General features: G+C 37.2%; 23 protein-coding genes, 1 other RNA gene and 1 pseudogene. 10 read left to right on the top strand and 15 right to left on the bottom strand.

The features are described from left to right. Positions 1-33 precede the first annotated feature (33 nt). From kdsB to VZD24_RS02185, 3 genes and pseudogenes are all read right to left on the bottom strand, one after another. A pseudogene (gene kdsB / locus VZD24_RS02195) lies at positions 34-744 on the bottom strand (3-deoxy-manno-octulosonate cytidylyltransferase); the annotation flags it as partial. A 51-nt stretch (positions 745-795) separates the two neighbouring features. After that, entirely contained in the window at positions 796-1,374 is a 579-nt protein-coding gene (locus VZD24_RS02190; RefSeq protein WP_342686455.1) for a DUF4126 domain-containing protein, read from the bottom strand. Between the two features lie 67 nt (positions 1,375-1,441). After that, a complete protein-coding gene (locus tag VZD24_RS02185; RefSeq protein ID WP_342686456.1) occupies positions 1,442-2,863 on the bottom strand; it encodes an ATP-dependent DNA helicase in 1,422 nt (473 codons plus the stop codon). A 128-nt stretch (positions 2,864-2,991) separates the two neighbouring features. Here VZD24_RS02185 and VZD24_RS02180 point away from each other — a divergent pair, with 128 nt between their 5' ends. The 3 genes from VZD24_RS02180 to VZD24_RS02170 are packed head-to-tail and all read left to right on the top strand — an operon-like array spanning position 2,992 to position 4,986. Beyond that, positions 2,992-3,654, top strand: a complete 663-nt coding sequence (locus VZD24_RS02180) for a hypothetical protein (protein WP_279447849.1) — start codon at positions 2,992-2,994, stop codon at positions 3,652-3,654. Next, the gene (locus VZD24_RS02175) at positions 3,635-4,450 is read left to right on the top strand and encodes a DUF3822 family protein (protein ID WP_342686457.1); all 816 of its coding nucleotides are present in this window, start codon (positions 3,635-3,637) and stop codon (positions 4,448-4,450) included. The genes VZD24_RS02180 and VZD24_RS02175 overlap by 20 nt, the downstream gene beginning before the upstream one ends. Positions 4,451-4,452: 2 nt before the next feature. After that, positions 4,453-4,986, top strand: coding sequence for an RsmD family RNA methyltransferase (locus VZD24_RS02170; protein ID WP_279447847.1), 534 nt, complete (start codon positions 4,453-4,455; stop codon positions 4,984-4,986). 394 nt (positions 4,987-5,380) lie between these two features. Here the strand turns inward: VZD24_RS02170 and rnpB are convergent. Beyond that, positions 5,381-5,730, bottom strand: an RNA gene (rnpB, locus tag VZD24_RS02165) — RNase P RNA component class A. A gap of 138 nt (positions 5,731-5,868) precedes the next feature. Here rnpB and VZD24_RS02160 point away from each other — a divergent pair. From VZD24_RS02160 to VZD24_RS02130, 7 genes are all read left to right on the top strand, one after another. After that, on the top strand, positions 5,869-7,722 hold the full coding sequence (locus VZD24_RS02160) for a DNA polymerase III subunit gamma/tau (RefSeq protein WP_342686458.1): 1,854 nt from the start codon (positions 5,869-5,871) through the stop codon (positions 7,720-7,722). A gap of 91 nt (positions 7,723-7,813) precedes the next feature. After that, complete coding sequence (locus tag VZD24_RS02155) at positions 7,814-8,395, top strand: MiaE family protein (protein ID WP_279447845.1); 582 nt, start codon at positions 7,814-7,816, stop codon at positions 8,393-8,395. A gap of 81 nt (positions 8,396-8,476) precedes the next feature. After that, on the top strand, positions 8,477-10,234 hold the full coding sequence (locus VZD24_RS02150; protein WP_279447844.1) for an SLC13 family permease: 1,758 nt from the start codon (positions 8,477-8,479) through the stop codon (positions 10,232-10,234). An 85-nt stretch (positions 10,235-10,319) separates the two neighbouring features. Continuing rightward, a complete protein-coding gene (locus tag VZD24_RS02145; RefSeq protein WP_279447843.1) occupies positions 10,320-11,615 on the top strand; it encodes a chloride channel protein in 1,296 nt (431 codons plus the stop codon). Between the two features lie 88 nt (positions 11,616-11,703). Next, positions 11,704-12,309: a class I SAM-dependent methyltransferase gene (locus VZD24_RS02140; RefSeq protein ID WP_342686459.1), complete on the top strand. Its 606-nt coding sequence runs from the start codon at positions 11,704-11,706 to the stop codon at positions 12,307-12,309. A 128-nt stretch (positions 12,310-12,437) separates the two neighbouring features. Continuing rightward, positions 12,438-12,713 carry a hypothetical protein gene (locus VZD24_RS02135; protein ID WP_279447841.1) on the top strand — a complete coding sequence of 92 codons (276 nt, stop codon included), beginning with the start codon at positions 12,438-12,440 and terminating at the stop codon, positions 12,711-12,713. 471 nt (positions 12,714-13,184) lie between these two features. Further along, positions 13,185-13,655 (top strand): tRNA (cytidine(34)-2'-O)-methyltransferase, encoded by a 471-nt coding sequence (locus VZD24_RS02130; protein ID WP_279447840.1) that lies wholly within the window; start codon positions 13,185-13,187, stop codon positions 13,653-13,655. Between the two features lie 30 nt (positions 13,656-13,685). Here VZD24_RS02130 and VZD24_RS02125 read toward each other — a convergent pair whose 3' ends face one another. The 11 genes from VZD24_RS02125 to rpsA all read right to left on the bottom strand — a co-directional run bounded on the left by VZD24_RS02125 (position 13,686) and on the right by rpsA (position 26,002). Then, positions 13,686-15,293 carry an FMN-binding glutamate synthase family protein gene (locus VZD24_RS02125; RefSeq protein WP_279447839.1) on the bottom strand — a complete coding sequence of 536 codons (1,608 nt, stop codon included), beginning with the start codon at positions 15,291-15,293 and terminating at the stop codon, positions 13,686-13,688. A 345-nt stretch (positions 15,294-15,638) separates the two neighbouring features. After that, positions 15,639-16,553 (bottom strand): Ppx/GppA phosphatase family protein, encoded by a 915-nt coding sequence (locus VZD24_RS02120; RefSeq protein WP_342686460.1) that lies wholly within the window; start codon positions 16,551-16,553, stop codon positions 15,639-15,641. 1 nt (position 16,554) lies between these two features. Beyond that, positions 16,555-18,651: a polyphosphate kinase 1 gene (gene ppk1, locus VZD24_RS02115; RefSeq protein WP_342686461.1), complete on the bottom strand. Its 2,097-nt coding sequence runs from the start codon at positions 18,649-18,651 to the stop codon at positions 16,555-16,557. Continuing rightward, a complete protein-coding gene (locus VZD24_RS02110) occupies positions 18,651-19,136 on the bottom strand; it encodes a SixA phosphatase family protein (RefSeq protein ID WP_279447836.1) in 486 nt (161 codons plus the stop codon). Before VZD24_RS02110 ends, ppk1 begins: the two co-directional genes overlap by 1 nt. 66 nt (positions 19,137-19,202) lie before the next feature. Further along, positions 19,203-19,847 carry a pyridoxamine 5'-phosphate oxidase gene (gene pdxH / locus VZD24_RS02105; RefSeq protein WP_279447835.1) on the bottom strand — a complete coding sequence of 215 codons (645 nt, stop codon included), beginning with the start codon at positions 19,845-19,847 and terminating at the stop codon, positions 19,203-19,205. A 105-nt stretch (positions 19,848-19,952) separates the two neighbouring features. After that, entirely contained in the window at positions 19,953-21,080 is a 1,128-nt protein-coding gene (locus tag VZD24_RS02100) for a T9SS type A sorting domain-containing protein (RefSeq protein ID WP_279447834.1), read from the bottom strand. Between the two features lie 51 nt (positions 21,081-21,131). Further along, positions 21,132-22,037, bottom strand: coding sequence for a ribonuclease Z (locus VZD24_RS02095; RefSeq protein ID WP_279447833.1), 906 nt, complete (start codon positions 22,035-22,037; stop codon positions 21,132-21,134). 49 nt (positions 22,038-22,086) lie between these two features. Continuing rightward, a complete protein-coding gene (locus VZD24_RS02090; protein ID WP_279447832.1) occupies positions 22,087-22,422 on the bottom strand; it encodes a ribonuclease Z in 336 nt (111 codons plus the stop codon). Continuing rightward, positions 22,422-23,351 (bottom strand): aspartate carbamoyltransferase catalytic subunit, encoded by a 930-nt coding sequence (locus VZD24_RS02085; protein WP_342686462.1) that lies wholly within the window; start codon positions 23,349-23,351, stop codon positions 22,422-22,424. Before VZD24_RS02085 ends, VZD24_RS02090 begins: the two co-directional genes overlap by 1 nt. A gap of 43 nt (positions 23,352-23,394) precedes the next feature. Further along, positions 23,395-23,934, bottom strand: a complete 540-nt coding sequence (gene pyrR / locus VZD24_RS02080; RefSeq protein ID WP_279450262.1) for a bifunctional pyr operon transcriptional regulator/uracil phosphoribosyltransferase PyrR — start codon at positions 23,932-23,934, stop codon at positions 23,395-23,397. 217 nt (positions 23,935-24,151) lie between these two features. Then, positions 24,152-26,002, bottom strand: a complete 1,851-nt coding sequence (gene rpsA, locus VZD24_RS02075; RefSeq protein ID WP_342686463.1) for a 30S ribosomal protein S1 — start codon at positions 26,000-26,002, stop codon at positions 24,152-24,154. Between the last annotated feature and the right edge of the window lie 179 nt (positions 26,003-26,181).

Here is a 26,181-nt window from a genome sequence, read left to right as displayed (position 1 = left end):
AAATTTATTGTTTATGGTATCCTTTTCCTTTTCTTTTAGCAATTTATTTGCGCGCGCAAGGTCTTCTGGAGTGTCTATTTCAACCCCAGTAGTGTTAGACACTGCCATTTTTATGTTCTTCCCGTATTCTAAATAACGAATACACTCTATTTTTTCTACAGCTTCCAAAGAACGCATTGGTAAGCGATAAAAATCCATTATCGCTTGTTTTCTAAAAGCGTAGATACCTTTGTGTTTGTAGTATTGAAGTGCCACATTTTTATCGCGCGGATACGGTATTGGCGAACGTGAAAAATAGAGCGCAAAGTTATCTTTATCAACTATTACTTTTACGCAGTTTGGGTCGCTTATTTCTTTCCAATCATGTATTTCGGTCATTAACGAAGCTAAGTCAATTTTATCTGCATCGGGTTCGTTAAATACCGCCAAAACCTTTTCTAAGCCTTCACGGCTCGTAAATGGCTCGTCGCCCTGCACGTTTACGACAATATCTACATCTAGGTTTTCTACGGCTTCGGCTATACGATCGCTACCGCAATCATGTTCCTTTTGGCTCATAATTGCTTTGCCGCCGTTGGCTTCAATTTCTTTAAAAATTACATCGCTATCTGTAACAACATAAACTTCATCAAAAAGATTGGTGGCTTTTGCAGCTTCGTATGTTCTAACTATTACAGGTTTTCCTGCTAAATCCTGCATCAATTTTCCGGGAAAACGCGACGCACCGTAACGCGCGGGAATCATGGCTATTATTTTCAAGTCGAAGTTTTTAAATTGAATTCAAAAATAAGAAGATTATGTTCTCGGCGTCCCTTTTTTACGAAGCTTTTTATAAAATTTGAATATTACATAAAAAAGAAAGAGAACCAAGACAAAAGCAACAACAGGTACAAAGATGGCAGCCACAGCCATAACTATTGAAGTGCCCGTTTCTGCTGTGGTCAAAATCGGATTTGCAATCCCTCCGGTGGTTGTACTGGAAGTAAGTCTTGCCGCCGAAGTATTGCCCTTTATTGCTGCGGCTGTACCACCGCCCGCTATTATTGCCAGCGTCCATGTAATAACAGGGCTTAAATCGGTAACCGTTGCTACCATAACCGCTGTGCCTGCCAAGGTGGCTAATGGGAGGGCAATGGTGTCTAGCAAATTATCAAACCAAGGAATATAGTAACCAAAAATTTCAACAACCGTTGCCACGGCCATTATTATTACTGCGGTAAGGCTGCCAATCCACTGCCAATTTTCGTTTATTGGAATTACATCAAAATAACCCGCCAGGCTCATAATCAATAATGGTAAAAATACTCGGAAACCTACGGCTGCAGCTAAACCGATACCTAAAAAAATACTTAGTATTAAATTAAAAGTTTCCATGGGTATTTCTAATTTAGGTCATGCAAAGCGTTGATTGCCCTACACAAAAGTTTAATTCTAATTAATATCACGTTACAAAAAATTCATCTTTAAAACCTATTAAATACAATTTTTCCTGCGCCCGCGTAATAGCTGTATAAAGCCAACGCAAGTACTCCTTATCTATTCCATTGGGAAGATACGGTTGCTCAACAAAAACGGTATTCCACTGGCCTCCCTGCGATTTATGACAGGTTATGGCATAGCTAAATTTTACTTGGAGCGCATTAAAAAATTTGTTATTTTTTACTGCCAAAAATTTCTTGTACTTAGATTTTTCCGACTCGTAGTCTTTCATTACTTCTTGATATAATTTGTTCGATTCATCATAGGTTAGTGATGGAGTTTCGGATGTTAAAGTGTCTAAAAGTAACACGGTTTCCAAAGGTTTCATTGTAGGATAATCTACCATTCGTAATTTTACTTCAGCAAAACGAAACCCATAGAGTTCTTTAAAGGCAAAAATTTCCAAAACCTCTACTATATCGCCATTGGCAATAAAGCCAGCTTCGCTCGTATTATCTACCCAAAAGTAATTATTCTTTACCACCATTAAATAATCGCCCGCCGAAAGTTCGGATTCTTGAAACAGAATACGTTCGCGAATGCTCTGGTTATATAGATTTGCTCTTTTGTTGGATCGCACTACAATTACGGTATCTTCATTTCCCAAGGCTGAATAACTGTCGTTTATTGCATCCATAATTTCCTGCCCATCTACCGGTCGAACTATATCCGGAAAATTTATACCCGAAAATTTAAAGGCTTCATACAGTTCATTATCCAAACACTCCCTGATTCGCGTTGCGTTTTCTAAAATACCACTATCCTGTTGTTGCCGCACCACTTCATCGAGCTCCAGTTTTATAACTTCACGATTGTATTGGATTTCAAGCAAGGAGGCATCCAAGGCGGGACTAATATCTAAATGTACGGGTGGAAGCTGCGCAGAATCGCCAATTAGCAAAAGTTTGCAATTGTTACCACTATAAACGTATTGCATTAAATCATCGAGTAGCGAACCGTTTTCGAATAGTTTTGAGTCTTGGTTTATATCGGGAATCATGGATGCTTCATCTACGATAAATATAGTGTCACGATGCTTGTTTTGCTGTAATGAAAAGAAAACAGCTCCCTTTTCTCGCTTGGGGAAATAGATTTTTTTATGAATGGTAAAAGCCTGTTTGCTTGAATAATTACTAATTACCTTCGCCGCCCTGCCCGTAGGGGCAAGAAGTACAGATCGCTTTTTTATTTTGGCCAAATTCTTTACCAGCGCCCCCACAATTGTGGTTTTCCCCGTACCTGCATATCCTTTCAACAAAAACGTCTCATTTTTGTTTGGACTCAACACAAATTTAGCCAACAGTTGAAGCGCTATATCCTGTTTTGGGGTAGTATTATGTGGAAAATCATTTTTTAAAAAACTGTAAAATTCTGATACATTCATTATTTGCTGCTATCAATGAGGGTTTAAAGATAGGTATGATTTTTTCGCAATATACTTTTGTGAACAAAAAAAAATTGTAGATTTGCGATAGACCTTTTAGTAAAATCAACACTTAAATAAAATCAATAATGAAATTAGTAATTCAGATTGTTCTTTGGATTGTAATAATCTTCCTGGGTTGGAAGCTATATAACTCGGTAATGGGCCCAGTTGAATTCAACAAAGTAAAAGAGGCACGCTATGCCAAAGTAATTAAGAATTTGAAGGATATTCAGGCCGCAGAGCTTGCACACAAAGAAATTACAGGTAAATTTACAGGAGACTGGGACAGTTTGGTTAAATTTATTGATACGGCCAAATTTGCACGTACACAACGTCGCGATACCAGTTATGCCGATGTAGCCAAGAATAAAGCTTTCGGTATAGACGAAGGATATTTTATTGAAAAATCATTAATTGATACCTTAGGATTTACCCCAGTTAGAGATTCACTCTTTGGCGGCACCGATAGATATAAAACAATGATGAATGTGCCTGTAGAAGGTGTTGACGCCAAGTTTGAACTAAAATCTGGTAAAATTGAAAAAAACGACGCCACCTATTCAGTTTTTGAAGCAAAGGTTTCAAAAAAGGTAATCTTGGCAGATCAAGATTCAGACCTAGTTACACAAGAACTTCAAGTACAGTCTGTAGATGGGGTTAACGGTCCGGATATTAGAGTAGGCTCTTTAGAAGAAGTAAACACTTCTGGAAACTGGCCAAAAATTTACGATGCCGCAAAAGAAGAATAACATAAAAAATACATTACATAACAGACTGTCCGTTCAAGTTTCTTTGAACGGGCTTTCTTTTTTGGTGACTAATCCCGAAAGTGAAGAACCCGTCTTGTTTGTGGAAAAAAACTTAGACCACAGTACAACCCCCGAGGAACTTTTGATGGATATTGAAACTATTGTTAGTAACAATGAAATTTTAAACACTAGCTTTAGCGATGTAACCGTAGTATATGCTACTCCAGTTTACAGCTTGGTGCCAGCTCCGCTTTTTAACGAAACTAAAGCGAGCGAATATTTAAAGTTTAACTCCAAAATCTTAGCAAACGATTATATGGCGCACGATGTTGTTGAAAACCATAACATCGTGGTAGTGTATGTTCCGTTTATGAACATCAATAATTTTTTCTTTGAAAAGTATGGATCCTTCAATTATTACCACGCGATGACCGTACTATTGAATTCAATTCTTGAACGCGAAATATATTCGCTTCCAAAAATGTTTTTACATTTTCAAAAAAATAATTTCGATTGTATCGTTTTAAAAAATGGCCAACTGCAACTCTGCAATAGTTACCACTATAAAACCCCTGAAGATTTTATCTATTATACGCTCTTCTGTATGGAGCAGCTTCAATTAAACCCAGAAAATACTCCCGTTGTACTTTTGGGTGCTATTGAAAAAAACGACGAAAATTTTAAAATTGCCTACACTTATATACGTAATCTCACATTTTTAGATGCAAATATGTACAATACTAAAAGTTTGGGCAATGACGAATCCCACAATCATTTCATTTTAAAAAACGCTTAGTAATGCGAATAATTTCAGGCACATACAAAGGAAGAAGATTAACCGCTCCAAAAAACTTGCCTGTCCGTCCCACAACCGATTTTGCAAAGGAAGGGCTCTTTAATATTTTACGGGTTCGATATTTTTTTGATGAACTTACTGTATTAGATCTTTTTGCAGGTACTGGAAATATAAGTTTTGAATTTGCCTCCCGCGGTGTTCCCAATATAACCGCCGTAGATGCTCATTTAGGCTGTGTGCAGTACATAAATAAAGTTTCGGAAGAATTTTCCTTTCCTATAAATGCCATAAAATCTGACGTTGCCAAATACCTGGAAAAGGCTTCGGGAAATTACGATATTATTTTTGCCGATCCGCCCTATGATTTTAATGCTTCACAATTAGAGAATATTGTTTTGGCAGTTGCAGAAAAAAAACTCTTAAAGGAAGATGGGATTTTAGTAATAGAACATTCAAAACAAAATACCCTCGACGCATTACCCGGTTTTGCTGAAGCCAGAAAATACGGTGGAAATGTTTTCAGTTTTTTTGCGTAAATTGTAATATGTTTCAACTTCCCGTAGAACTGATAGAATTAGATTTTGTAAAAATTGAATTCTACGAAAATTTCATGATTGCAACGCCCGCGGACGCCATAGTGTTAGATGAAGCTTATGTTTCTAAAATTCAGCAGTTGGCATCGCGCTTCTATGGCGAAAAATCTTTCGGTTATATTTCTAATAGGGTAAACGATTATTCCAGAAATTTATCGCCAAAATCATATACCCGACAAATTCCTCGCTTAGTAGCATTTGCGATTGTTTATAAATCTGAACGATCTTTGCAAATTGCAAATTTTGAAAGTTTCTTTATCACGGTTCCATTTCAAACATTCCAAAAGTTAAGTGCCGCAAAGGTTTGGATGTTAGAACAAACAAATACCTTAAAAGAAAAAAAAGCAGGCCTATAAGCCGGGTTCTGTCCCCAATATGCATTGGGGCCTTATCATTTATCTAGACGTGCAGTTACCCACACGCTCAATCTGCCTACCCTCCTGCATTGGGCGGGCACCCTTTCCCGATTAATATCGGAGCGCAGGTTTACGTGGCATTTCACCGCATAGAGTTTACCTGATTTCACTACAGCATTACCTGTACATCCTTTCTGCTGCACTTGTCCTGAAAACTCAGCAAAAGCAGAGTTCCCGACGGCTGTTAGCCGCTATGCTTCCCTTTGGTGTCCGGACTTTCCTCCCACACCCCCGCAAAAGCGAGGATCTCGGCGATAAGGCGGCCTGCGCGGCAAAAGTACATCAATGTTAATAAATATGGTAAAATACAAACAGCTATTTTTTTAAAACCCATTGCACATCTTTATATTTGCTCTCTACTCACTATGGAATGATTGAGTAACCAATTACCAAATTCTGTAACAAAAAGATGGAACACTTCATTGTATCTGCCAGAAAATACCGGCCAGCCGTTTTTAAAGACGTGGTTGGGCAACAGGCCATTACCAATACTTTGGAGAACGCCATAGAAAATAACCATCTTGCCCAAGCATTGCTTTTTACAGGCCCCCGTGGCGTAGGCAAAACAACCTGCGCGCGTATTCTCGCCAAAAAAATTAATGAAGATGGCACTGAGAAAGTAGATGAAGATTTCGCCTTTAATATTTTTGAATTAGATGCAGCCTCCAACAACTCTGTGGACGACATCCGTAATTTAATAGACCAAGTTCGTATTCCGCCCCAAGTTGGTAAATACAAAGTATATATTATTGATGAAGTACATATGCTATCTGCAAATGCCTTTAACGCGTTTTTAAAAACTTTGGAAGAACCGCCAAAGCACGCAATATTTATACTGGCTACAACCGAAAAGCACAAAATAATACCAACTATTCTTTCACGTTGCCAAATTTTCGATTTTAGACGAATTGGCATTCGCGATATAAAAGAACATTTAGCCGAAGTTGCAAAGGCAGAAAATATAGAAGCCGAAGACGACGCTCTGCACATTATTGCACAAAAAGCCGATGGTGCCTTGCGCGATGCGCTTTCAATTTTTGATAGGGTGGTTAGCTTTGCTGGAAAAAACCTTACGCGCGAAGCTGTTACCGAAAATCTAAATGTATTGGATTACACTTGGTATTTTCAAATTACAGATTTACTGTTGGAAAACAATATCCCGCAAGTATTGGTATCATATAATACAATCCTTTCCAAAGGTTTTGATGGCCATCATTTTATAATGGGCCTCGCTTCCCATTTCCGCGATTTAATGGTCTGCAAAAACCAAGAAACAATTAGTTTATTAGAAGTTGGCGAGCAAGTTAAAACCATGTATTTTGAACAGTCGCAAAAAACCACCCAACAATTTTTAATTGAAGGAATAGACATTGCTAATACCTGCGACTTAAAATATAAAAACAGCCAAAACCAGCGGCTATTGGTTGAATTAACTTTAATGCAACTTGCTTCCTTGACTTTTCAGGGCGAAAAAAAAAAGCCTAATTCCCGCGTAGGTGAAATCGGCACCAGCAAAGGCGCCACCCATTTTGTTATTCCTCCCTCCCATTTTAAAAGTGAAGAATTTACATCAGAAAAAATAACCTCTGCAGGTAGCGCAGCTTCAAACTCAATAAGAAAGGCTGAACCCGAAACTGCGATTAATGCCACGAACAACCAAATTAAAAATGAAGTAAACGAACCTTCAGAAGTAGACGCCCCAGAAAACAATCAACCCAACCAACCCAGCTCCACACCATCTACAACCAGCGGAGAATCAGAAAAAGTAATTGAAAGGCCTCAAATTTTAGCAGAGAGAAACGCTAAAAAAGTATCTGCTCTATCACTAAAAAGCATTCAAAAAAAGCAGGAAATACAACAGGAAATAGTCGCAAACCAACCCGATGCAGAAAATCTACCCGTCAACGATTTTTCAGAAGAAGAAATGCAAGCGGTATGGACCGAATACACAGCACACGTAGAAAGCGATGGAAAATACAATCTGTTATCGCACTTAACAATGGGGGTTCCAAAATTGGATGGTTCCATTATACATCTTGAATTCCCGAACCAAACCATTAAAACCGAAGTAGAGCGCGCCAAATATGAATTACTCGGATTTTTACGCGATAAACTGCAGAATTACGAAATAGATTTAGACATAACCGTAAACGAAACAGTCGAAAAAAAATACGCTTACACTACGCGCGAAAAATTTGAAAAATTAAAAGAAATGAATCCAGCGATCGAAAAGCTTCGCAAGGAATTTGATTTGGACGTGTAAAATGTCCCCTAGCCCCCAAACGGGGAATAATATATCATAAATATCAAGGTACAAAAAATCAAAAATCGTTAATCAGCAATCGTTAAAAATTATGTTAGGCTTAAAACTTCCCACAGACCCACGATGGGTTAATATTGTAGAAAAAAACATAGAAGACATTTTAACCGACCATGCGTGGTGCGAGCAAAAAGCTGCTTCCACCGCAGTTTCGCTTATTGTGAGCTTTCCAGAATACACTGAGCTTATTCAGGAAATGGTTGCTTTGGTAAAAGAAGAAATAAGCCATTTTAAAATGGTACACGACAAAATTTTGGAAAATGGCTGGGTTTTAGGCCGCGATAGAAAAGACGAATATGTTTTAAAAATTGTAAATTTTTTCCCGAAAGGCGGCAGCAGAACTACACAATTGGTTCATAGATTGCTGTACGCCGCTTTAATTGAAGCCCGCAGTTGCGAACGTTTCCGCTTGTTAAGCGAAGAACTTGAAGACAAAGAACTGGCAGAATTCTACCGAAAACTGATGGTAAGCGAAGCAAATCACTACACAATGTTTCTCGGTTTTGCACGCCAATATGGCGATAGAAAGGAAGTGGATCAAAAATGGCACGACCTGCTTTCTTTTGAAGCCGAAGTAATGAAAGATTTGGGCAAACACCAGTCTATTCACGGCTAGTTGTTCTGCTATTTATTTTTTAACACCTACTTTTCATTTACTTGTTTTACATATCTTTAATGGCCTTTCAAAAATTTCAGTATGGAAATTGCCATTGTTATATGTTTGCTCGTAATAGCAATAGTTCTATTCGCAACCGAAAAGTTTTCCGTGGATATTGTAACCCTTGGTATGCTTTTGGTTTTAGCGCTTTCAGGAATCATTTCACCTCAAGAAGCTTTTGAAGGATTCAGTAGCGATTTTATTATTATTCTAGCATCTATCTTCGTTATTTCGGGCGCGCTGGCAGAAACAGGTTTGTTAGATAAAGTTGGATCGCAGTTAATAAAAGTAGTAAAAAGCAAAACCTTATTTGTGGGCTACATTATGTTTATTACGGGGGCGCTATCTGCATTTATGAACAATACCAGCGTCACCGCCTTGGTTACTGGACCCGTAATAGGAATGTGCAGAAAATTAAAGATAAGTCCGTCAAAAGTATTAATTCCAGTAGCGTTCGCCTCTATTCTGGGCGGTACTTGCACCCTTATTGGCACATCAACAAATATTGCAGTGAGTGGTTACATTGTACAAGCTGGGATAGAACCTTTAGGTTTTTTTGAAATATCCTTTATAGGCCTCATTTTTCTCGTTACGGGTATTATTTTTATCGTGCTATTTTACAGAAAATTGTTGCCCGATTACAAAGAAGAAAGTTATAACGAGCGTTATGAAATTGCCCAATATTTATCTGAAATTGTGGTTTCGGAAAAATCTACTTTAATCGGGCAGCCAGTATTTTTTTCAGATCTGGCAAAACAGGAAGTACGTATTCTAAAAATTATTCGAAATAAAGAAGATTTTATCCCCCATCGCTTTACCCGAATTCAGGCGAATGATATTTTAATAGTTGAATGTAGCGTGGAGAACTTAATTAAAATTAAGGAAACTCCGGAATTAGATGTCCTAGCCGATACAATTGGTGATAAAGAAATAGAAAACGAAAAAATAATTCTCGCAGAACTACTCATTCTCCCAGGTTCCCAACTAATTAATAGGTCGTTAAAAGAAGCGCGATTTCGCCAAAATTATGACTTGGTAGTTTTAGCCATCCAACGTTTTGGCGACACTGTTTCACAAAAAATAGGCGGAATTCATTTAAAAATTGGCGATACCCTTTTAGTTCAAGGCACGCAAGAAGATATAGATAAAAATAGAAATTCTAACGATTTTTCTATAATTGGCGATTTCCGTGTAAATATGTTCAAAGAGAAAAAAGGGGTGTTTGCTGCTGTAATATTTCTAGTAGCCGTAATTGTAGGTACTTTAGAATGGGCTCCATTATCAATTACATTTTTAGGAGCGGCCTTGCTAACCGTACTTTCGGGCGCAATTAATATAGATAGGGTTTACCAAGTTATTAATTGGAAACTCTTAATACTCATCGGAGGAATGACAGCATTCGGAACCGCCATGGAAAATTCGGGTGCATCTCAATTTTTAGCAGAGAACATTTTAAACCTATTGGGTCACTTAGGGCCTCTTTACGTTATGGGAGGCTTTGTAATTTTAGTAATTCTACTTACCCAACCCATGAGCAATGCGGCAGCGGCATTAGTTGTGCTGCCAGTAGCAATAGACACCGCTGTGATGATGAATTCAGATCCGCGAACCTTCGCTATTGCCATAATGCTGGGAGCCTCGGTTTCGCTAATTGCCCCGTTTGAACCTTCGTGTATTTTAGTATTTGGTCCCGGAAAATATAAGTTTGCAGATTTCTTAAAAGTGGGTCTGCCCTTAACTTTAATTTTATTTATTTTGCTTATGTTTTTTGTTCCTATATTTTGGCCTTTAAATTAAAATTTGTTCAATTTAACATTTTCTTTTAAGCCTTCTAAATGGTACAATAACTAATCACGGATTTTTGAGCTATAAGTAGTTAACAATGAAATTAAAACGAAGAAGAAAACTCGTTAAATACACCGACATTCTGGATCAACCAATTCGGTTTAATCCGTTTGTATTTAGTAGAATGTTTATTCTTTGGGCCTTATTGGGGTTAATTGGCGGGTTAATTTCGGGAGCTTATTGGATTGTACTGATGTTTTTAACCGAATTTCTTGGAGGGTACGAAGGGTGGCTCGTAATTCCCGTAATGGCTATATGCGGATTGCTTGCTGGTTTAATTATATATTTTATTGGCGATCCGGGCGAAATGCAGCTAATTGTAAACAACATTCGTTTCAATAAGGGAAAACTAGACCCAAAAAACAATCCATCTATGATCCTTTCTTCCCTGCTCTGTGTAGCATCCGGCGGAAGTTTAGGGCCAGAATCGCCCTTGGTACAAGTTACAGGTTCTACAGGTAGTTGGTTGGGAAAAATTTTAAGATTAAAAGGAGAAGAATTACGTTCGCTAAGTATTGCTGGGATGGCCTCGGGTTTTACCGCTTTGTTTGGCGCACCTCTGGGAGGCAGCCTTTTTTCTTTGGAAATACTTCACCACAAACACGCTGTAGAATATTATCAAGCCATTATTCCGGCATTGGTAGCTAGTGGATTTAGTTATATTGTTTTTGCTATTATAGTTCAACTGGGCTGGGGTCCTATGTGGAATCTTCCTGCCTACCAAATGGAAACTTTTTTCGATTTTGGATGGGCTTTCTTTTTCGCGGTAATTGCAACTGTAGTTGGTTGGGGATTTATTTTCTGCACTAAATTTTTTAAAAATATTTTCGGAAAACTAAAAACCCCTATTTACGTTAAAACACTAATTGGTGGAATTTTACTGGGAACCATCGCTTTTTATATTCCACTTACAAGGTATTTCAGCCATTTTGAAATCAACGAATTATTACAGGAAAACGGCACTGTTCAATTTTTAATTGGTGTTTTAATCTTTAAAATTATTGCCATTGCTATTACAGTAACATCGGGTTGGCGCGGTGGATTTATAATTCCGTTATTTTTCTGCGGTACGGCGCTGGGTTTGCTTCTTCACACTGTATTTCCTTCCATCAGTTTATCCCTAACAATTGTAAGTTGTATGGCGGCAATTAATGCCTGCGTAACGCGCACACCAATGAGCACCACTATTCTTTTGGCAACACTTACGGGTTTCACTTATTTTATACCCATACTCTTCGCAAGTTTAACAGGCTATTTTTTAGCACCCAAAATTCCGTTTATTGGCGCACAAATGAAAGAGGAAGAACTAAAACAAGTTCAGAAAAATAAGTAGAATATTTAAAAATAGAACTTTTAAGAAAATACTTCGGGGTATTGCTTATACTTGACATTTATTTTTATGCCACAAATAAAAAATACAAATGAATAAAAAAACACATTGGGATACCGTCTATGAAACAAAAAGTCCGGATCAAGTAAGTTGGACACAAGCTATTCCGGAAACTTCATTGAATTTTATTAAATCGTTTAAATTAGATAAAACTGCAAAAATTATAGATGTAGGTGGCGGCGATAGTAAACTTGTAGATTATTTGCTAGATGAAGGTTTTGAAAATATTACCGTTCTTGATATTTCTGCTAAAGCATTGAAAAAAGCCCAAGATAGATTGGGTGAAAAAGCAAAAAAAGTATGTTGGATTGTAAGCGATATTACCGCTTTTGAACCGGAAACGGTTTACGATCTTTGGCACGACCGCGCTGCCTTTCATTTTTTAACCAATCCACAGCAGATTGAAAAATACAAGAAAACAATAAACACAGCAGTAAAAAATTATTTGGTTATTGGAACATTTTCTGAAAAAGGTCCGTTAAAATGCAGTGGGCTCGAAATAACAAGGTACAGCCATGAGAATTTAGTAGCTGAATTTAAGGACACGTTTAAAAAAATTAGCTGTTTAACCGAAGATCACAAAACCCCATTTAAAACATTTCAGAATTTTTTGTTTTGCAGTTTTAAAAGAAAATAATACTGCGGAGGCCATTTCCTTACAACATTTCCGCTACTATTTATAAATTGTAAATGGCGTGGTAAAGTGAGGGTATAATTCTTTATAACCCTAATATATTGTATTTTTGCCAGTTGAATTTTATAATTATGACCCAGCGAAAAGACGATGAAAGCCTTAAATACAAACGTTCCTATATTGAGGCTCAAAAATCGTCATCGAAAAGAAAGTTCATCGAAAAAAAGTCCGAACAAAAATTAACCGTTAAATCTGAAGTAGTAGAAAATAGCTCATTTTTTTATCGATGGGAAAATAGTAGGTTTTGGCTACTTAGAGGAATTTTTAACGTGTTGCGCTCTGTTTGGATGATTGTAATGCTCATTGGCGGTTTTATTGCTTGGTTAATTTCACTTCTATTTATATGATGCGCCATCTTCCATTAAAAGTATTGCATCTGTATGCACTTTTGTCTTTTATAACATTTTTATGTGTGCAATGTTCGAAAGTAACTTCAGGCATTCAGGCTAATTGGATTTACCATTATTTAAACGATTTTTTAACTATTCCGTTGGTGGCTATAATAGGTTTACACGGGGTATGGTTTATAAAAAAAGATAAGACAATTCGCCTAAATAAGTTTACCATTTTAAGTTTAGTGATTGTGTTTGCCGTTTTTTTTGAATATTATCTTCCGAAGCAATCCTATCGTTATACTGCAGATATTTGGGATGTTTTTTGTTATTTTATCGGCGGTGTAGTTTTCTATTTTCTACAAAAAGAAACATAGTTTATTTTTGCTGTCATTGCTAATTTAGCTCTGCACAATTAATACTTTTAGTAAAAGGATTTCAGTACTTTTTTAAAACATTTTATATATTCATAAATCAATTTAAAATATGGCATTCAACATTGTATTAATCGAGCCGGAAATACCCACCAACACTGGAAACATTGGCAGGTTAAGTTTGGCGTCAGGGTCTAATTTACACCTAGTAAAACCCTTCGGTTTTGAATTAAATGACAAACGCGTAAAAAGAGCTGGTTTAGATTATTGGAAACATGTTTCTCTTTTTATTTATGAAAACCTGGACGATTTTTATTCAAAAAATAAAGGAAAGCAATTCGTCTATCTTTCCAGTCACGGAAATCAGCTATACACTGCTATTGATTATACAGACGATATGTTTTTAATCTTCGGAAAAGAATCGGTTGGTTTGCCTAAAAACATCGTTTCAGCAAATTTAAATTCAGTTTATACCATTCCTATCTTTAGTTCGCACATTCGTAGCCTAAATTTAGCAAATGCAGTAAGTATCGTAGTTTATGAAGGAATTAGAAATCTAAGTTTTAAAAACCAAACTCTATAACCTTCACCTTATTACGTTTAGGACTTCACTTTAAAATTCAACTTCCGGATTAATTCCCCAACGTGTTTTATCGGCAAATGCAAAATCTAATTCATATTTCTTTGGAATTTCCCCATTGCGCATAGACCCAGGTTTAATAGAAGGGAAAAGTTCTTCATAAGTAATCATATCGTTAAGCGAAATACGGCGATAAATATGCGAACGGGTTAAATTTTTTGTTTCGTCTAGACCTGTTGCGCCCAAAAGTTCAACAAAATTTTTAATTGTTTTTTCGTGATAATTAGCCACTCGAACTTTTTTATCTTCCGGAACCAAACCTACCGTTAATTTAGGATCTTGAGTTGTAATACCCACTGGGCATTTATTGGTGTTACACAGCAGGGCTTGAATACATCCTAAGGACAACATCATGGCACGGGCTTGGTAGCATCCATCAGCTCCCAATGCCACGGCACGCGCTATATGAAAGGCAGAACTAATTTTTCCTGAAGCAATTATTTTAATATGTTGGCGAATGCCCATTCCTCTAAGAATGTTATGTACAAAGTCAAGACCGTCAATAAGCGGTGCGCCAACGTAATTACTAAACTCAGGCGGCGCCGCTCCCGTACCTCCTTCACCTCCGTCAACAGCAATGTAATCGGGATAGATATCTAATTCTACCATTGCTTGGCAAATTGATATAAATTCACTTTTATATCCTATACATAATTTAAAACCAATAGGTTTACCTCCGGAAAGGTCTCTTAATTTTTTAATGAATTTTACCATCTCCAATGGCGTATCGAATGCTGAGTGATACGGTGGCGATTCTACTTTAGTAAACGGTTTAATATGTCTGATTTTCGCAATTTCTTCAGAGTTTTTCTCTGCGGGCAAAATACCTCCGTGACCGGGTTTAGCGCCTTGGGAAATTTTAAGCTCAATCATTTTTACGTTCGGGTGCTTGGATTTTTCAGCATACAGTTCAGGATTAAATTTTCCATCTTCAGTACGACATCCAAAATATGCAGTTCCAATTTGCCAAATTAAATCGCCACCTTCCGATAAATGATGATCGCTTAATCCCCCTTCTCCCGTATTATGGGCAAAATTGCCAATTTTGGCACCTGCATTTAAGGCTTTTACGGCATTGGCACTAATGGCTCCAAAGCTCATGGCCGAAATATTCAGAATACTGGCAGAATATGGCAGTTTACAATCCTTATTGCCAATTAATATACGAGGATCATGATTTAATGTATTAAACGGTTTAGGTGCAATTGAATGACAGATCCATTCGTAGCCTTCGGAGTAAAGATCTAATTGGGTACCAAAGGGAATGGTATCGCGAACGCCTTTAGCTCGTTGATATACGGTAGATCTATCTACTCTGTTATAGGGGCGTCCATCAATATCCGATTCAATAAAATATTGATACATTTTAGGGCGTAATTCTTCAAGTACAAAGCGCAGCCTGCCGAGCAACGGATAATTTCGCATGATGGTATGCCGGGTCTGAAAAACATCGTAATAACCAACAATGGTTAGTATTAAAACGATGCCAAACAGCACATACCAATTGGAACTTAAAAAATAGGCCAATGCAAATGTTATAATTAACGATGCGGCCGAGATAACAAAAAACTGCATTCTCATAATTGAAAAATATTAAAGTTTTAGGCGAAATTTCAAAAAGAATGAAATCGCCTATTTTAAAATTTTATACTGAAAGTGACTAGTCGGCACTATTAAAAGTGAAGTTGAAAATTCAGCTTCTTTCCGAAACATATTCCCAACAAAATTAAAGAATATTTAAGTCATTCGGTACTATCAACACAACTTTATGCAAGCGTTTTTACTTATGTTGAAAATATAAAATTTATATATATTTTACAGCAAGTGGCCAATATTACCGCGTTGAATTTTGTCTTATCAAGAGTGTTTTTAAGGCTACTAAAAATTTAAAGACGAAGAATTATCTTTATAATGTGGGGATGCTTATTAATCTTTAATTTGCGTATGGGCTGCAACTTTTTCATTATAAAGACTACGTACAATACCGTCGCTCAGCCCTATTTTTGGCACAAACACATTCTTTGCTTTGCTCCATTTCATGGCAGAGAGATAAATGCGCGTAGCGGGTATAACAACATCTGCCCGGTCTGGATTCATATCCAGTTCTGTAATGCGCTCTTCATATGAAAGCGATTTTATTAACTCGTAATACGAAGAGAGATAAAAATAGCTAAGTGGTTTTCCCAGTTTTTTTCCACTCTTTTTAAAGATGGTGTTAATATTACCGCCACTACCTATTAGTGAGATTTTTCTGAAATCTTTCGTTTCCCTTTTAATCCAAGTTTCCATGTCTGTCCACACATTTTCATCAACCAGTCCTTCCAAAAGTCTAACGGTGCCAAGTTTAAAACTCTGCGAGCTAATATTTTCGCCATTGGCAAAAACTGTAAGTTCTGTACTTCCGCCACCAACATCTACATACAGAAACACTTTATCGGCCTGAATTAAGTTTTTTAAATCTGTAGAAGCTATGATTTTTGCTTCGTCTTTACCATCAATTATATTAATGGCTATGCCACTTTGTTCTTTAATTGATTTAGCAATTTGTGGGCCATTGGAGGCTTCGCGCATAGCTGATGTAGCACAAGCTTTAAAACGTTTTATATTGTGGGTTTTCATTAAAAGCTTAAAAGCTTGAATAGCATCTACCATTCTATGGGCACTAGCCTCCGAAATTTTTCCATCGAGAAAAACTTCGGCTCCTAACCTAATTGGTACTCGTACCAAGGAAGTTTTTTTAAACAAAGTAGGTTGCTCCTTCTGCTCTATTACAGATACAATTAATAGTCTAATAGCATTACTGCCAATATCTATGGCGCCGTATTTTTCAATATTTAACAAATCAGTTTACTTCAAGTTTATTTAAATAATAATCATACATTTTAAACTGGGAACGCACCGGTGGCTTGTGATTTTTTAGATACGCATTATCATTTTTAATGCTTATTACACGTGCCTTTACATTATCGCTCCAGCCTATTTCAAAGTTTTCCAATATTTCCTTCTTTATATCTTCATCGTAGATGGGGCACGATATTTCAACTCTATTGTCCAAGTTTCGTCCCATAAAATCTGCAGATGAAATATATACTTTTGGGTCGCCTCCATTTTCAAAGATAAACAACCGCGGATGTTCCAAAAATTTTCCGACAATACTTATGGCTTCAATATTTTCGCTCATACCCTTTACTCCCGGAATTAAACAGCAAATACCTCTAACAATCATTTTTATCTTTACCCCGGCACGACTGGCTTCATAAAGTTTATCGATCATTTTATAATCTGAAAGACTGTTGAGCTTAAGTTTAATGCCGCTTGGCAGACCGGCTTTTTTATTTTTTATTTCGGTATCTATTAAATGGTAAATTGCTTTGCGGGTATAATGTGGCGAAACAATTAAATGGCGATATTTTCGCACTAAATAATTCACTTCAAAAAATTCAAAAACCTTTTTAATTTCTTTACAGATTTTTTGGTTGGCGGTAAATAGGGTGTAATCTGTGTAAAGTCGCGCTGTAGATTCATTAAAATTTCCGGTACTTAAAATTCCGTATCTAACGGTTTTTTTGTTTTCCACCCGTTCAATAAGGCACGCTTTACAGTGCACTTTTAAACCTTTTACACCAAAAATTAAGCGTATGTCTTCACTCTGTAATATTTCGGCGTATTTAATATTTGCCTCCTCGTCAAAACGGGCTTGCAGTTCTATTTGCACTGTTACGTCTTTTCCGTTTTTCTTCGCATTGATAAGCGAACTGGCAATATGCGAAACTTCGGCCAGGCGATAAATAGTAATTTTAATAGATTTTACCTTGGGGTCTAATGCCGCTTCGCGTAAAAACTTAACCACATACATAAATGTTTGGTAGGGTGCATGCAGCAGATAATCTTTTTCTACTATTTTATCGAATAGATTGCCTTGTAAGCTCAAGCCTGGAATAGGCAAGGGTTCTATTTTTTCATATTGTAAATCGGGCCGTCCCAGTCTAGGGAAATCCATATAATCGCGTCTGTTATGGTAACGCCCGCCCGGTATAATACTGTCGGTTTTATCAATCCCCATTTTGTCTAACAAAAATTGCAGGGTTCTTTTATCTATGCTTTTATCGTAAACAAAACGCACCGGATCGCCTGTACTTCGGTTTTTAACGCTTTTTGAAATTTTATCTATAAAGCTTCGGCTTAAGTCGCTATCTATATCCAATTCGGCATCGCGTGTAATTTTAATCATATGTGCCGAAATGGTTTCATATTTAAAAATGCTAAATATATTGTGCAAACAATGGCGAATTAAATCGTCCAGAATAATTACGTATTGTTTGTTCCCTTGCGGAGGAAGCACCACAAATCTATCTATAGTTCGCGGTATTTCTATAAGTGCATAATTGTGTTTTGCTTCAAACGTATCGTCGTCTTTGCTCATCACCATGGTTACTGCAAGGTATGCGGCACTATCTCTTAAACTGGGAAATTCTTCCAATTCGCCAATCATAATAGTCATCATGGCGGGACTAACATTTCTGATAAAATATTCTGAAATAAACTTGCTTTGATCGGGCGTTATTTCAGTTTCGTTAATTATAAAAATGTTTTCCTTGCGCAATTCTTTTTGGATATCGCTCAAAATATTTAAACTGTGTGCTTGTTGCGCAATTACGGTCTGTGTAATTTCTTCCAATAAATCCTTAGCCGAAATACCGCCCAGAAAACTACGACCTAACTTTCCGGCTTCAACAATCCGTTTTATGGTAGCGTAACGCACTTTAAAAAATTCATCTAAATTATTTGAGAAAATACCCAAAAATCGAAGTCTTTCAATTAAGGGCAGTTTTTTATCATTCGCTTCCTGCAGCACACGGGCGTTAAACTGCAACCAGCTTAACTCTCGGTTGGTGTAAATATTGCGAACTTGAGTATGTGGGTCTATTTTTTCGATCATTATTTAAGATCCCGTGGGAAGATGGTTTTAACAGTTTTACCTGTAGTTATATCGCTCCAACTTTTTTCATCGAAGGCCAAAATAATAAAGCCGCAGGTTGGAACATTATCAATATAGCGATTACCCAACATATTTACTACCGAAGTAAAAGCATGATTATGGCCCACAATCATAACTTTATCCAAACCGTCCGGCAACGATTTTATAATGCGCATTACATTCTGGCCACTAAAGTCATAAAGATCGTGGTTTGTCTCGAAATCTGCATCGTCTATTTTGAGGGCAGTTTTAAAAAAATGTGCGGTAGCTAAGGCACGTGTGGCATCACTGCTAATAATTTTTTGAGGCGGATCAATGGTTTTGGCAACCTTGGCCGAAACCAGTTTACCATCGCGTTCTCCCCTTCCTTTTAACGGACGCTTATGATCGTCTACATCGTGTTTCCAGGAAGATTTTGCGTGGCGGACTAAGTATAGTGTTTTCATTGTTTTGTTAATTGGGGATTCGTAAATGTGTTAAGTTGAAAATCAGCAATTTAAAACTGTAAATTGTTAAGGAGCCAGTCTTTCAATTAGCCAGTCATTATTTTTTAAAGTATATCGAATTCTATCGTGTAACCTGTTTGGTCTGCCTTGCCAGAATTCAATTGAAAAAGGTTTTACTAAAAACCCACCCCAATCGTCGGGTTTTGGCACTTCTTTATTTTCGTATTTTTTTTCGAGTTCGGCTAAGTTTTTTTCTATAACTTCTCGAGAAGCTACAACTTCGCTTTGGTGTGAAACAGCAGCTCCCAACTGACTTCCCTTTGGCCGGGAATGAAAATAGTTGGTTGAATCTGCTTCCGAAGTTTTTTCAGCAATTCCTTTTATAATTATTTGCCGTTCCATATTTGGCCAAAAGAAAGAAAGCGAAACTTTGTGATTATTTGTAATTGATTTGCCTTTTTCGCTGTTGTAATTGGTGTAAAAATAGAAACCGTATTCGTCGTATTTTTTCAACAGCACTACGCGCCCCTTTGGAAAACCATCAGTACCGATTGTGGAAATTGTCATCGCATTTACTTCATCTACACCGCCACTATCCTTCACCTCAAAAAACCAAGTACGGAATTGCTGCATCGGGTTTACGTCAACGGACGTTTCAGAAAGTTCGCCTTTTTCGTAAGATTTTCGGTAATCGTGAAGTTTTTCGGCCATTGTTTGAGTTTTAACGCAAGTTAAGAGTTTTAACGAAGCTATAAAACAGTGGCTTATTAAATCTGTATTAAAATTACCGATGAAAAAGAAATCGAAATTGAAAGACTATTGCACAACTATTTTTTCGGTTGTCGTGCCATTGACGGTTGAAACTCTTAAAAAATAAAGCCCACTTAAAAATCCTTCAACCGGAATTCTGGATAGCCCGACATTCAGAGTGCCCGAACGCACTATTTTACCCTGCACGGAAATCAATGAGTACTCACCTTCCACTTTCGATGAAATATTAAAATAAGTTTTTGCCGGATTGGGAAAAATCTTGAATGGTGCCATAACAAATTCTTGATTTCCCAACGCATCACACTCCGCCTCGTTGTTCACAAAAGTGGTAAACGGATCTTTGTACCAATCGTCAAGATAGGTAGCACTGGCGTCGTCCACAAAGATACATTGTAAGTTGTCTGTGCCATATACATTGAAGGAGCCTATATTTTCATTATTGCCGTTGCGTAGGTCTAGATGATTTAATGGGGGCATAAATGGAGCCAATAAGAGTGTTAGGGCAGGATTTTGAGTTAGATCCAAACTCTCTATATCGTTTCTACCGCAAACCAAATAAAAAAGCTCCGGATTATTAGAGGTGTCTAAAGAGGCAATATTGTTTGAAGAACAAGAAAGTACTTCTAAAAAAAGATTCTGAGAAAGATCCAATGCTGAAATTTGATTTTGGCTACAATCGATTTCAATCAAAGATGGCACATTGGATAAATCCAGTGATGTTAAATAATTTTCAAAACACTCCACTACCACTAACATTTGACTATTTAACAGTAAACTAGTTAATTGACTGCCTTGACAGCTAAGCCACTCCAAATGTGTATTGCTCGACAAATCCAAACTGGTCAATGGATTAAATGTGCAGCCCAGCGTTTTAAGCATTGAATTTTGTGAAAGATCTACCTGTTCCACCAAATTATAACTAATATCCAACCATTCGAGTGCTATAAAATCCTCTATTCCAGTTAAATCTGTAACCCCAATTTGAGAATCAAGATCTAAGGTAATTACGTTTTCAATATTTGCAGTAAGCACCTGCCCATTTCCCGGTACACCATCACCCATGCCGTTGGCTTCTAAAAAATCTTCAAAGTTGGGGTCGGGCACCGCTGTATATTGAGGATAACAAACCATTGTTGTGGCCAGGAATAAGAAAAAGAGTATTGATTTTTTCATGTTTCTCTAAATAACAGGGCGATGGTTTCAATAAAAATACAAATAAATTATTCAGAACTCAAATACTCTCCCATCCTCCGCCAATTCCACATTTTCAAAAACTTCCTGCGCTTCTTTTCGGAAAAGCTCCAAATCGCCATAACGCCCAGAATAGTGACCGAGTATTAAAGTTTCAACCTTTGCCTTTCTGGCAATCACTCCAGCTTCTTTTGCAGTACTGTGTTTGGTTTTATCGCAAAGATGGTGGTGTTCTTCCAGAAAAGTAGATTCGTGGTATAAAACAGTGGCGCCTTCAATTTGCGGCACTATCTGTGGATAATAAGCTGTGTCGCTGCAATAAGCATAGCTTTTTGAAGGTGGCGGGTCAAAAGTAATTTCTTTATTAGAAATTAGTTTGCCCTCCCTATTCTCAACATCAAAACCTTGTTTAATTTTATTGTAATAACTTAAATCGATATTGAGTTTTCGAGCCTTTTCAACATCTAATTTTCTGTCATCTGGTTTTTCTTTAAAAAGAAATCCATTGGTATAAACGCGATGATCTAACGGAATGGTCTCAACGGATACTTTGTCATCCTCAAAAATGAGTTGTGGTGTGGTTTCCTCCAATTCGTGAAAATAGAGCGGATAATTAGTATATGCTTTACCCAGTTTTAGCAATAATAATATAGCTTGCTTTATTCCCTTTGGGCCGTATATGTGCAACTCTGCCTCTCTTCCCAATAGTAGAAAAGTGGAAATAAGCCCCGGCAATCCAAAAAAATGGTCGCCGTGCAAATGGGAAATAAAGATATGTCGAATTCGCGAAAACTTTACTCTATATTTTCGAAGCTGCATTTGCGTACCTTCGCCGCAATCAATTAAAAATAAGTGTCCCTTCATTTCCAAAACCTGCGCCGTTGGGTGCGCTTTGGCTGTTGGTGTTGCAGAATGACATCCTAAGATAGTAAGCTTCATAATTAAATGGCCGTTTTTGAGCTAGGGTTACAACAAAATTATTGCAGCATTAAAACCCTAAGTCTCTTTCAATTTCCTCCATTTCAATAATATCACGTGCTTCTTGCAGCGTTGGAACAACTACCATTTCAAAAGGTACATCGTCAATATCAATAGCATCGTTTACGATAACAAAAGAGTGTTTTGTTTTTCGGTGTAGATTGGAGGTTTTAAGAAACCTTAATAATTGCACCAACTCTAACGAATTGTATTTTAAAAGATTTAACACTACGTTTTGACCTTTGTATTTTGTAGGAATTTGCGATTCAATAAACGATGCAAAATCTACAATATCGTCCTTTTCATCTTCAAGGACCACATAATTAGGATGATTGTCAATTTTCATTACGATTTTATTTTTGAAGCCAATAAATATATAACAGCCATACGCACGGCAACGCCATTTTGAACTTGTTCCAAAATAATTGATTGCTTGCTATCTGCCACGTCGCTGGTTATTTCAACTCCGCGATTTATGGGACCTGGATGCATAACCACTATTTCTTTATTTAAAGAATCTAAGATTGCTTTAGTAAGACCAAATTGCTGGGTATATTCTCGCGTAGTAGGAAAATAACTAATGTCCATCCGTTCGTTTTGCACACGAAGCATATTGGCCACATCGCACCATTCCAACGCTTTACGAAGATTTGTTTCAACCCCCACATTAAGTTTTTCTATGTATTTAGGAATTAAAGTTTTAGGACCACATACCTTAACTGTCGCTCCAAGTTTTTGAAGTGCGAATATATTTGAAAGTGCAACCCGTGAATGAAGAATGTCACCAACAATTACAACCTTTTTACCCGAAACATCACCAAGTTTTTCACGAATGGAATACGTATCTAACAAAGCCTGGGTGGGATGCTCGTGGGCTCCATCGCCTGCATTAATTATACTTGCCTTTACGTGTTTAGAAAGAAATACGCCCGCGCCCGGGTTTGGGTGGCGCATAACTACCATATCTACTTTCATAGAAAGTATGTTGTTTACCGTGTCTATCAATGTTTCGCCTTTGGTAACCGAAGAGCTCGATGAGGCAAAGTTTATAACATCTGCGGAAAGTCTTTTTTCTGCAAGTTCAAAGGAAAGTTTGGTACGGGTACTGTTTTCGAAAAAAAGGTTGGCAATAGTAATATCACGAAGTGAGGGTACTTTTTTGATGGGCCTATTTATAACTTCCTTAAAATGGTCTGCCGTTTCAAAGATAAGTTGGATATCGGCTTCGGTGATGTATTTAATTCCCAGTAAGTGGTTTACACTTAGTTCGCTCATTTTTCTATTATCAGTTATCGGTTGTCTGTTCTCAATTTCTATTTTAATTTTTTACGAGGTAAACAGCATCTTCTCCGTCATTTTCTTTCCAGCATACTTTTACCTTTTCTCCATTAATTGCATCTACCTGTCTGCCGCGGTAATCGGGCTGTATGGGTAAGTGCCGGCTAAAGCGACGGTCTATCAATGTTAGCAGCTCAATTTCCAACGGTCTTCCAAAGGATTGTACTGCGGTCAACGCAGAGCGTATGCTTCTTCCTGTAAATAAAACATCGTCTATAAAAACAACATTTTTATCTTCAACAATAAAATTTATTTTGGTTTTGTTTGCTTCCAAGGGCTTTTGGCCTCTTCGGAAATCGTCTCGAAAAAAAGTAATATCTAAATACCCGAGTTTTATATCCTTGATTTTGTATTCAGATTCGAGCAAGGTTTTTAATCTTTCAGCTAAGAATACACCGCGGGGTTGTATGCCAATAAGTACGGTTTTAGAAAAATCGTCGTGCTTTTCAATTAATTGGCAAGCCAAACGGTTAAGCGCAATGTTTATCTCGGTTGCGTTCAATAACACTTTTTGGCTCATAGGAAGTTCTGAATTGTATTCAGAGAGCAAAAGTACGATTTTTTTGGGTTCAAAAAGTGAAGATTTTGAAATTGATTTTGAAGGGACTGTTTTTCAGGGATCTCCTCCCTCTTTGACGCCTACCTATAATGGTAATAATCAGAAAAAGTTAGTGTTTTATATAATAAAAAAGCCTTCCGTTTCGGGAAGGCTTTTCATTATTTATAAAATGAACCGATTATTTTTTACCGTCCATTTTGTCTTTAAGCGCTTGTAATGCAGCATTGGCATCGCCTAGAGTGGTTTTAGACTCGTCTTGTGCAGTTGCTTGTTTTTTAACAGCTTCTTTTACAATTTTTGCCTCTTCCTCTTTGTGAATTACCATATGCGAAGCAACCACTTTCTTGAATTCTTTGTTGAATTCAATAATTTGGAATTCTGCTTCATCGCCTTTTTTCAACATAGAACCATCTTCTTTTTCAAGGTGACGGCTTGGTACAAATGCTACGATATCTTCGTTGAATTTAATAGTTGCTCCTTTGTCTACTACTTCGTCAATAGAAGCAGTGTGCTTAGTTCCAACTGCAAATTCATCTTCGTATTTATCCCAAGGGTTTTCTTCTGTTTGTTTGTGACCTAAACTAAGTTTACGACCTTCAACATCTAATTCTAATACAACAACTTCCAGCGTGTCACCAATATTGGTAAACTCACTTGGGTGCTTAATTTTCTTAGTCCAAGAAAGATCGCTTATGTAGATAAGTCCATCAATTCCTTCTTCTAATTCAACAAAAACACCAAAGTTTGTAAAGTTACGTACAACACCTTTGTGGCGTGAACCTACTGGGTATTTAGTAGTAATATCTGTCCAAGGGTCTGGAGTCATTTGCTTAATACCAAGGCTCATTTTGCGCTCTTCCTTATCCATTGTAAGGATTACCGCTTCAACCTCGTCACCAACATTTACAAAATCTTGTGCGCTACGTAAGTGCGTACTCCAAGACATTTCGCTTACGTGGATTAAACCTTCAACACCTTCAGCAACTTCAATAAACGCACCGTAGTCTGCAATAACAACTACTTTACCTTTTACTTTATCACCTACTTTCAACTCTTCACCAAGAGCTTCCCATGGGTGTGGGTTTAATTGCTTAAGACCTAATTGGATACGTGTTTTATCTTCATCAAAATCAAGAATTACAACGTTTAACTTTTGATCAAGCTCAACAATCTCGTTCGGGTGGTTGATACGTGACCAAGAAAGGTCTGTAATATGAACAAGTCCATCAACACCACCAAGATCAACAAATACTCCGTATGAAGTGATGTTTTTAACAACACCTTCAAGTACTTGACCTTTTTCAAGTTGGCCAATGATTTCTTTTTTCTGTTCTTCGATATCTGCTTCAATAAGCGCTTTGTGCGAAACAACAACGTTTTTAAACTCGTGGTTGATTTTAACCACTTTAAATTCCATTGTTTTACCAACGTAAACATCGTAGTCGCGAATTGGCTTAACATCAATTTGTGAACCTGGTAAGAATGCTTCAATACCAAATACGTCTACAATCATACCACCTTTTGTACGGCATTTTACGTAACCGTTTACAATAGTACCTTCGTCGTGAGCCGCATTTACGCGATCCCAAGCCTTAATGGTTCTAGCTTTACGGTGGCTAAGAATAAGTTGACCTGTGCTGTCCTCACGCACGTCGATCAATACTTCTACTTTGTCTCCAACTTTTAAATCTGGATTGTAACGGAATTCGTTTAACGAAACAACACCTTCACTTTTCGCGTTAATGTCGATGATTGCATCACGATCTGTGATGTAAACCACTTTTCCTTCAACAACTTCGTCATCCAAAGTGTCAACGAAATTCTCTGCTACCAATTTTTCGAATTCTTCTAGCTTACCATCGTCGATTGGGTCAATACCTTCTTCGTAGTTGTGCCAGTTAAATTCTTCAAGAAATTTTTCAGGATTGCTCTCTTTAAGAGAAACTTCTTTTTGAGGTTTTGTAGCTACCTCATTTTGAGTTGCAGTATCTTCTACCTGCACTTCTTCTTTTTTTGCTTTATCAGCCATTTGTTAATTTGTGTTTGAAATTTTAAATTTTCAACAAAGTGAAAACTGCTAATTTCAAACGCTTTGTATTCTGCGTTGTTACAAGATTTTACTGCGACTATCCCACAGAAGGGTTTGATTTTGTTTTGTTTTAATTCCTCTTATTCTTGCCTCGTCGCTAAGAGGGGTGCAAAAATAGT

Origin of the sequence: Aequorivita flava (assembly GCF_038742595.1) — a bacterium.
Classification (GTDB): Bacteria; Bacteroidota; Bacteroidia; order Flavobacteriales; family Flavobacteriaceae; genus Aequorivita; species Aequorivita marisscotiae.
The sequence above is the reverse complement of the archived record's forward strand: the minus strand, read 5'-3'. Positions and strand labels throughout refer to the sequence as shown.

Excerpts from the sequence above, each read along its gene's own strand:
- pdxH (WP_279447835.1), bottom strand. The coding sequence starts at position 19,847 with ATGGCCGAAAAACTTCACGATTACCGAAAATCTTACGAAAAAGGCGAA.
- VZD24_RS02130 (WP_279447840.1), top strand. The coding sequence starts at position 13,185 with ATGGCATTCAACATTGTATTAATCGAGCCGGAAATACCCACCAACACT.
- VZD24_RS02175 (WP_342686457.1), top strand. The coding sequence starts at position 3,635 with ATGCCGCAAAAGAAGAATAACATAAAAAATACATTACATAACAGACTG.
- VZD24_RS02185 (WP_342686456.1), bottom strand. The coding sequence starts at position 2,863 with ATGAATGTATCAGAATTTTACAGTTTTTTAAAAAATGATTTTCCACAT.
- VZD24_RS02125 (WP_279447839.1), bottom strand. The coding sequence starts at position 15,293 with ATGAGAATGCAGTTTTTTGTTATCTCGGCCGCATCGTTAATTATAACA.
- VZD24_RS02145 (WP_279447843.1), top strand. The coding sequence starts at position 10,320 with ATGAAATTAAAACGAAGAAGAAAACTCGTTAAATACACCGACATTCTG.
- VZD24_RS02095 (WP_279447833.1), bottom strand. The coding sequence starts at position 22,037 with ATGAAGCTTACTATCTTAGGATGTCATTCTGCAACACCAACAGCCAAA.
- VZD24_RS02085 (WP_342686462.1), bottom strand. The coding sequence starts at position 23,351 with ATGAGCGAACTAAGTGTAAACCACTTACTGGGAATTAAATACATCACC.
- VZD24_RS02110 (WP_279447836.1), bottom strand. The coding sequence starts at position 19,136 with ATGAAAACACTATACTTAGTCCGCCACGCAAAATCTTCCTGGAAACAC.
- ppk1 (WP_342686461.1), bottom strand. The coding sequence starts at position 18,651 with ATGATCGAAAAAATAGACCCACATACTCAAGTTCGCAATATTTACACC.
- VZD24_RS02190 (WP_342686455.1), bottom strand. The coding sequence starts at position 1,374 with ATGGAAACTTTTAATTTAATACTAAGTATTTTTTTAGGTATCGGTTTA.
- VZD24_RS02090 (WP_279447832.1), bottom strand. The coding sequence starts at position 22,422 with ATGAAAATTGACAATCATCCTAATTATGTGGTCCTTGAAGATGAAAAG.
- VZD24_RS02135 (WP_279447841.1), top strand. The coding sequence starts at position 12,438 with ATGACCCAGCGAAAAGACGATGAAAGCCTTAAATACAAACGTTCCTAT.
- rpsA (WP_342686463.1), bottom strand. The coding sequence starts at position 26,002 with ATGGCTGATAAAGCAAAAAAAGAAGAAGTGCAGGTAGAAGATACTGCA.
- VZD24_RS02180 (WP_279447849.1), top strand. The coding sequence starts at position 2,992 with ATGAAATTAGTAATTCAGATTGTTCTTTGGATTGTAATAATCTTCCTG.
- VZD24_RS02155 (WP_279447845.1), top strand. The coding sequence starts at position 7,814 with ATGTTAGGCTTAAAACTTCCCACAGACCCACGATGGGTTAATATTGTA.
- pyrR (WP_279450262.1), bottom strand. The coding sequence starts at position 23,934 with ATGAGCCAAAAAGTGTTATTGAACGCAACCGAGATAAACATTGCGCTT.
- VZD24_RS02140 (WP_342686459.1), top strand. The coding sequence starts at position 11,704 with ATGAATAAAAAAACACATTGGGATACCGTCTATGAAACAAAAAGTCCG.
- VZD24_RS02100 (WP_279447834.1), bottom strand. The coding sequence starts at position 21,080 with ATGAAAAAATCAATACTCTTTTTCTTATTCCTGGCCACAACAATGGTT.
- VZD24_RS02160 (WP_342686458.1), top strand. The coding sequence starts at position 5,869 with ATGGAACACTTCATTGTATCTGCCAGAAAATACCGGCCAGCCGTTTTT.
- VZD24_RS02150 (WP_279447844.1), top strand. The coding sequence starts at position 8,477 with ATGGAAATTGCCATTGTTATATGTTTGCTCGTAATAGCAATAGTTCTA.
- VZD24_RS02170 (WP_279447847.1), top strand. The coding sequence starts at position 4,453 with ATGCGAATAATTTCAGGCACATACAAAGGAAGAAGATTAACCGCTCCA.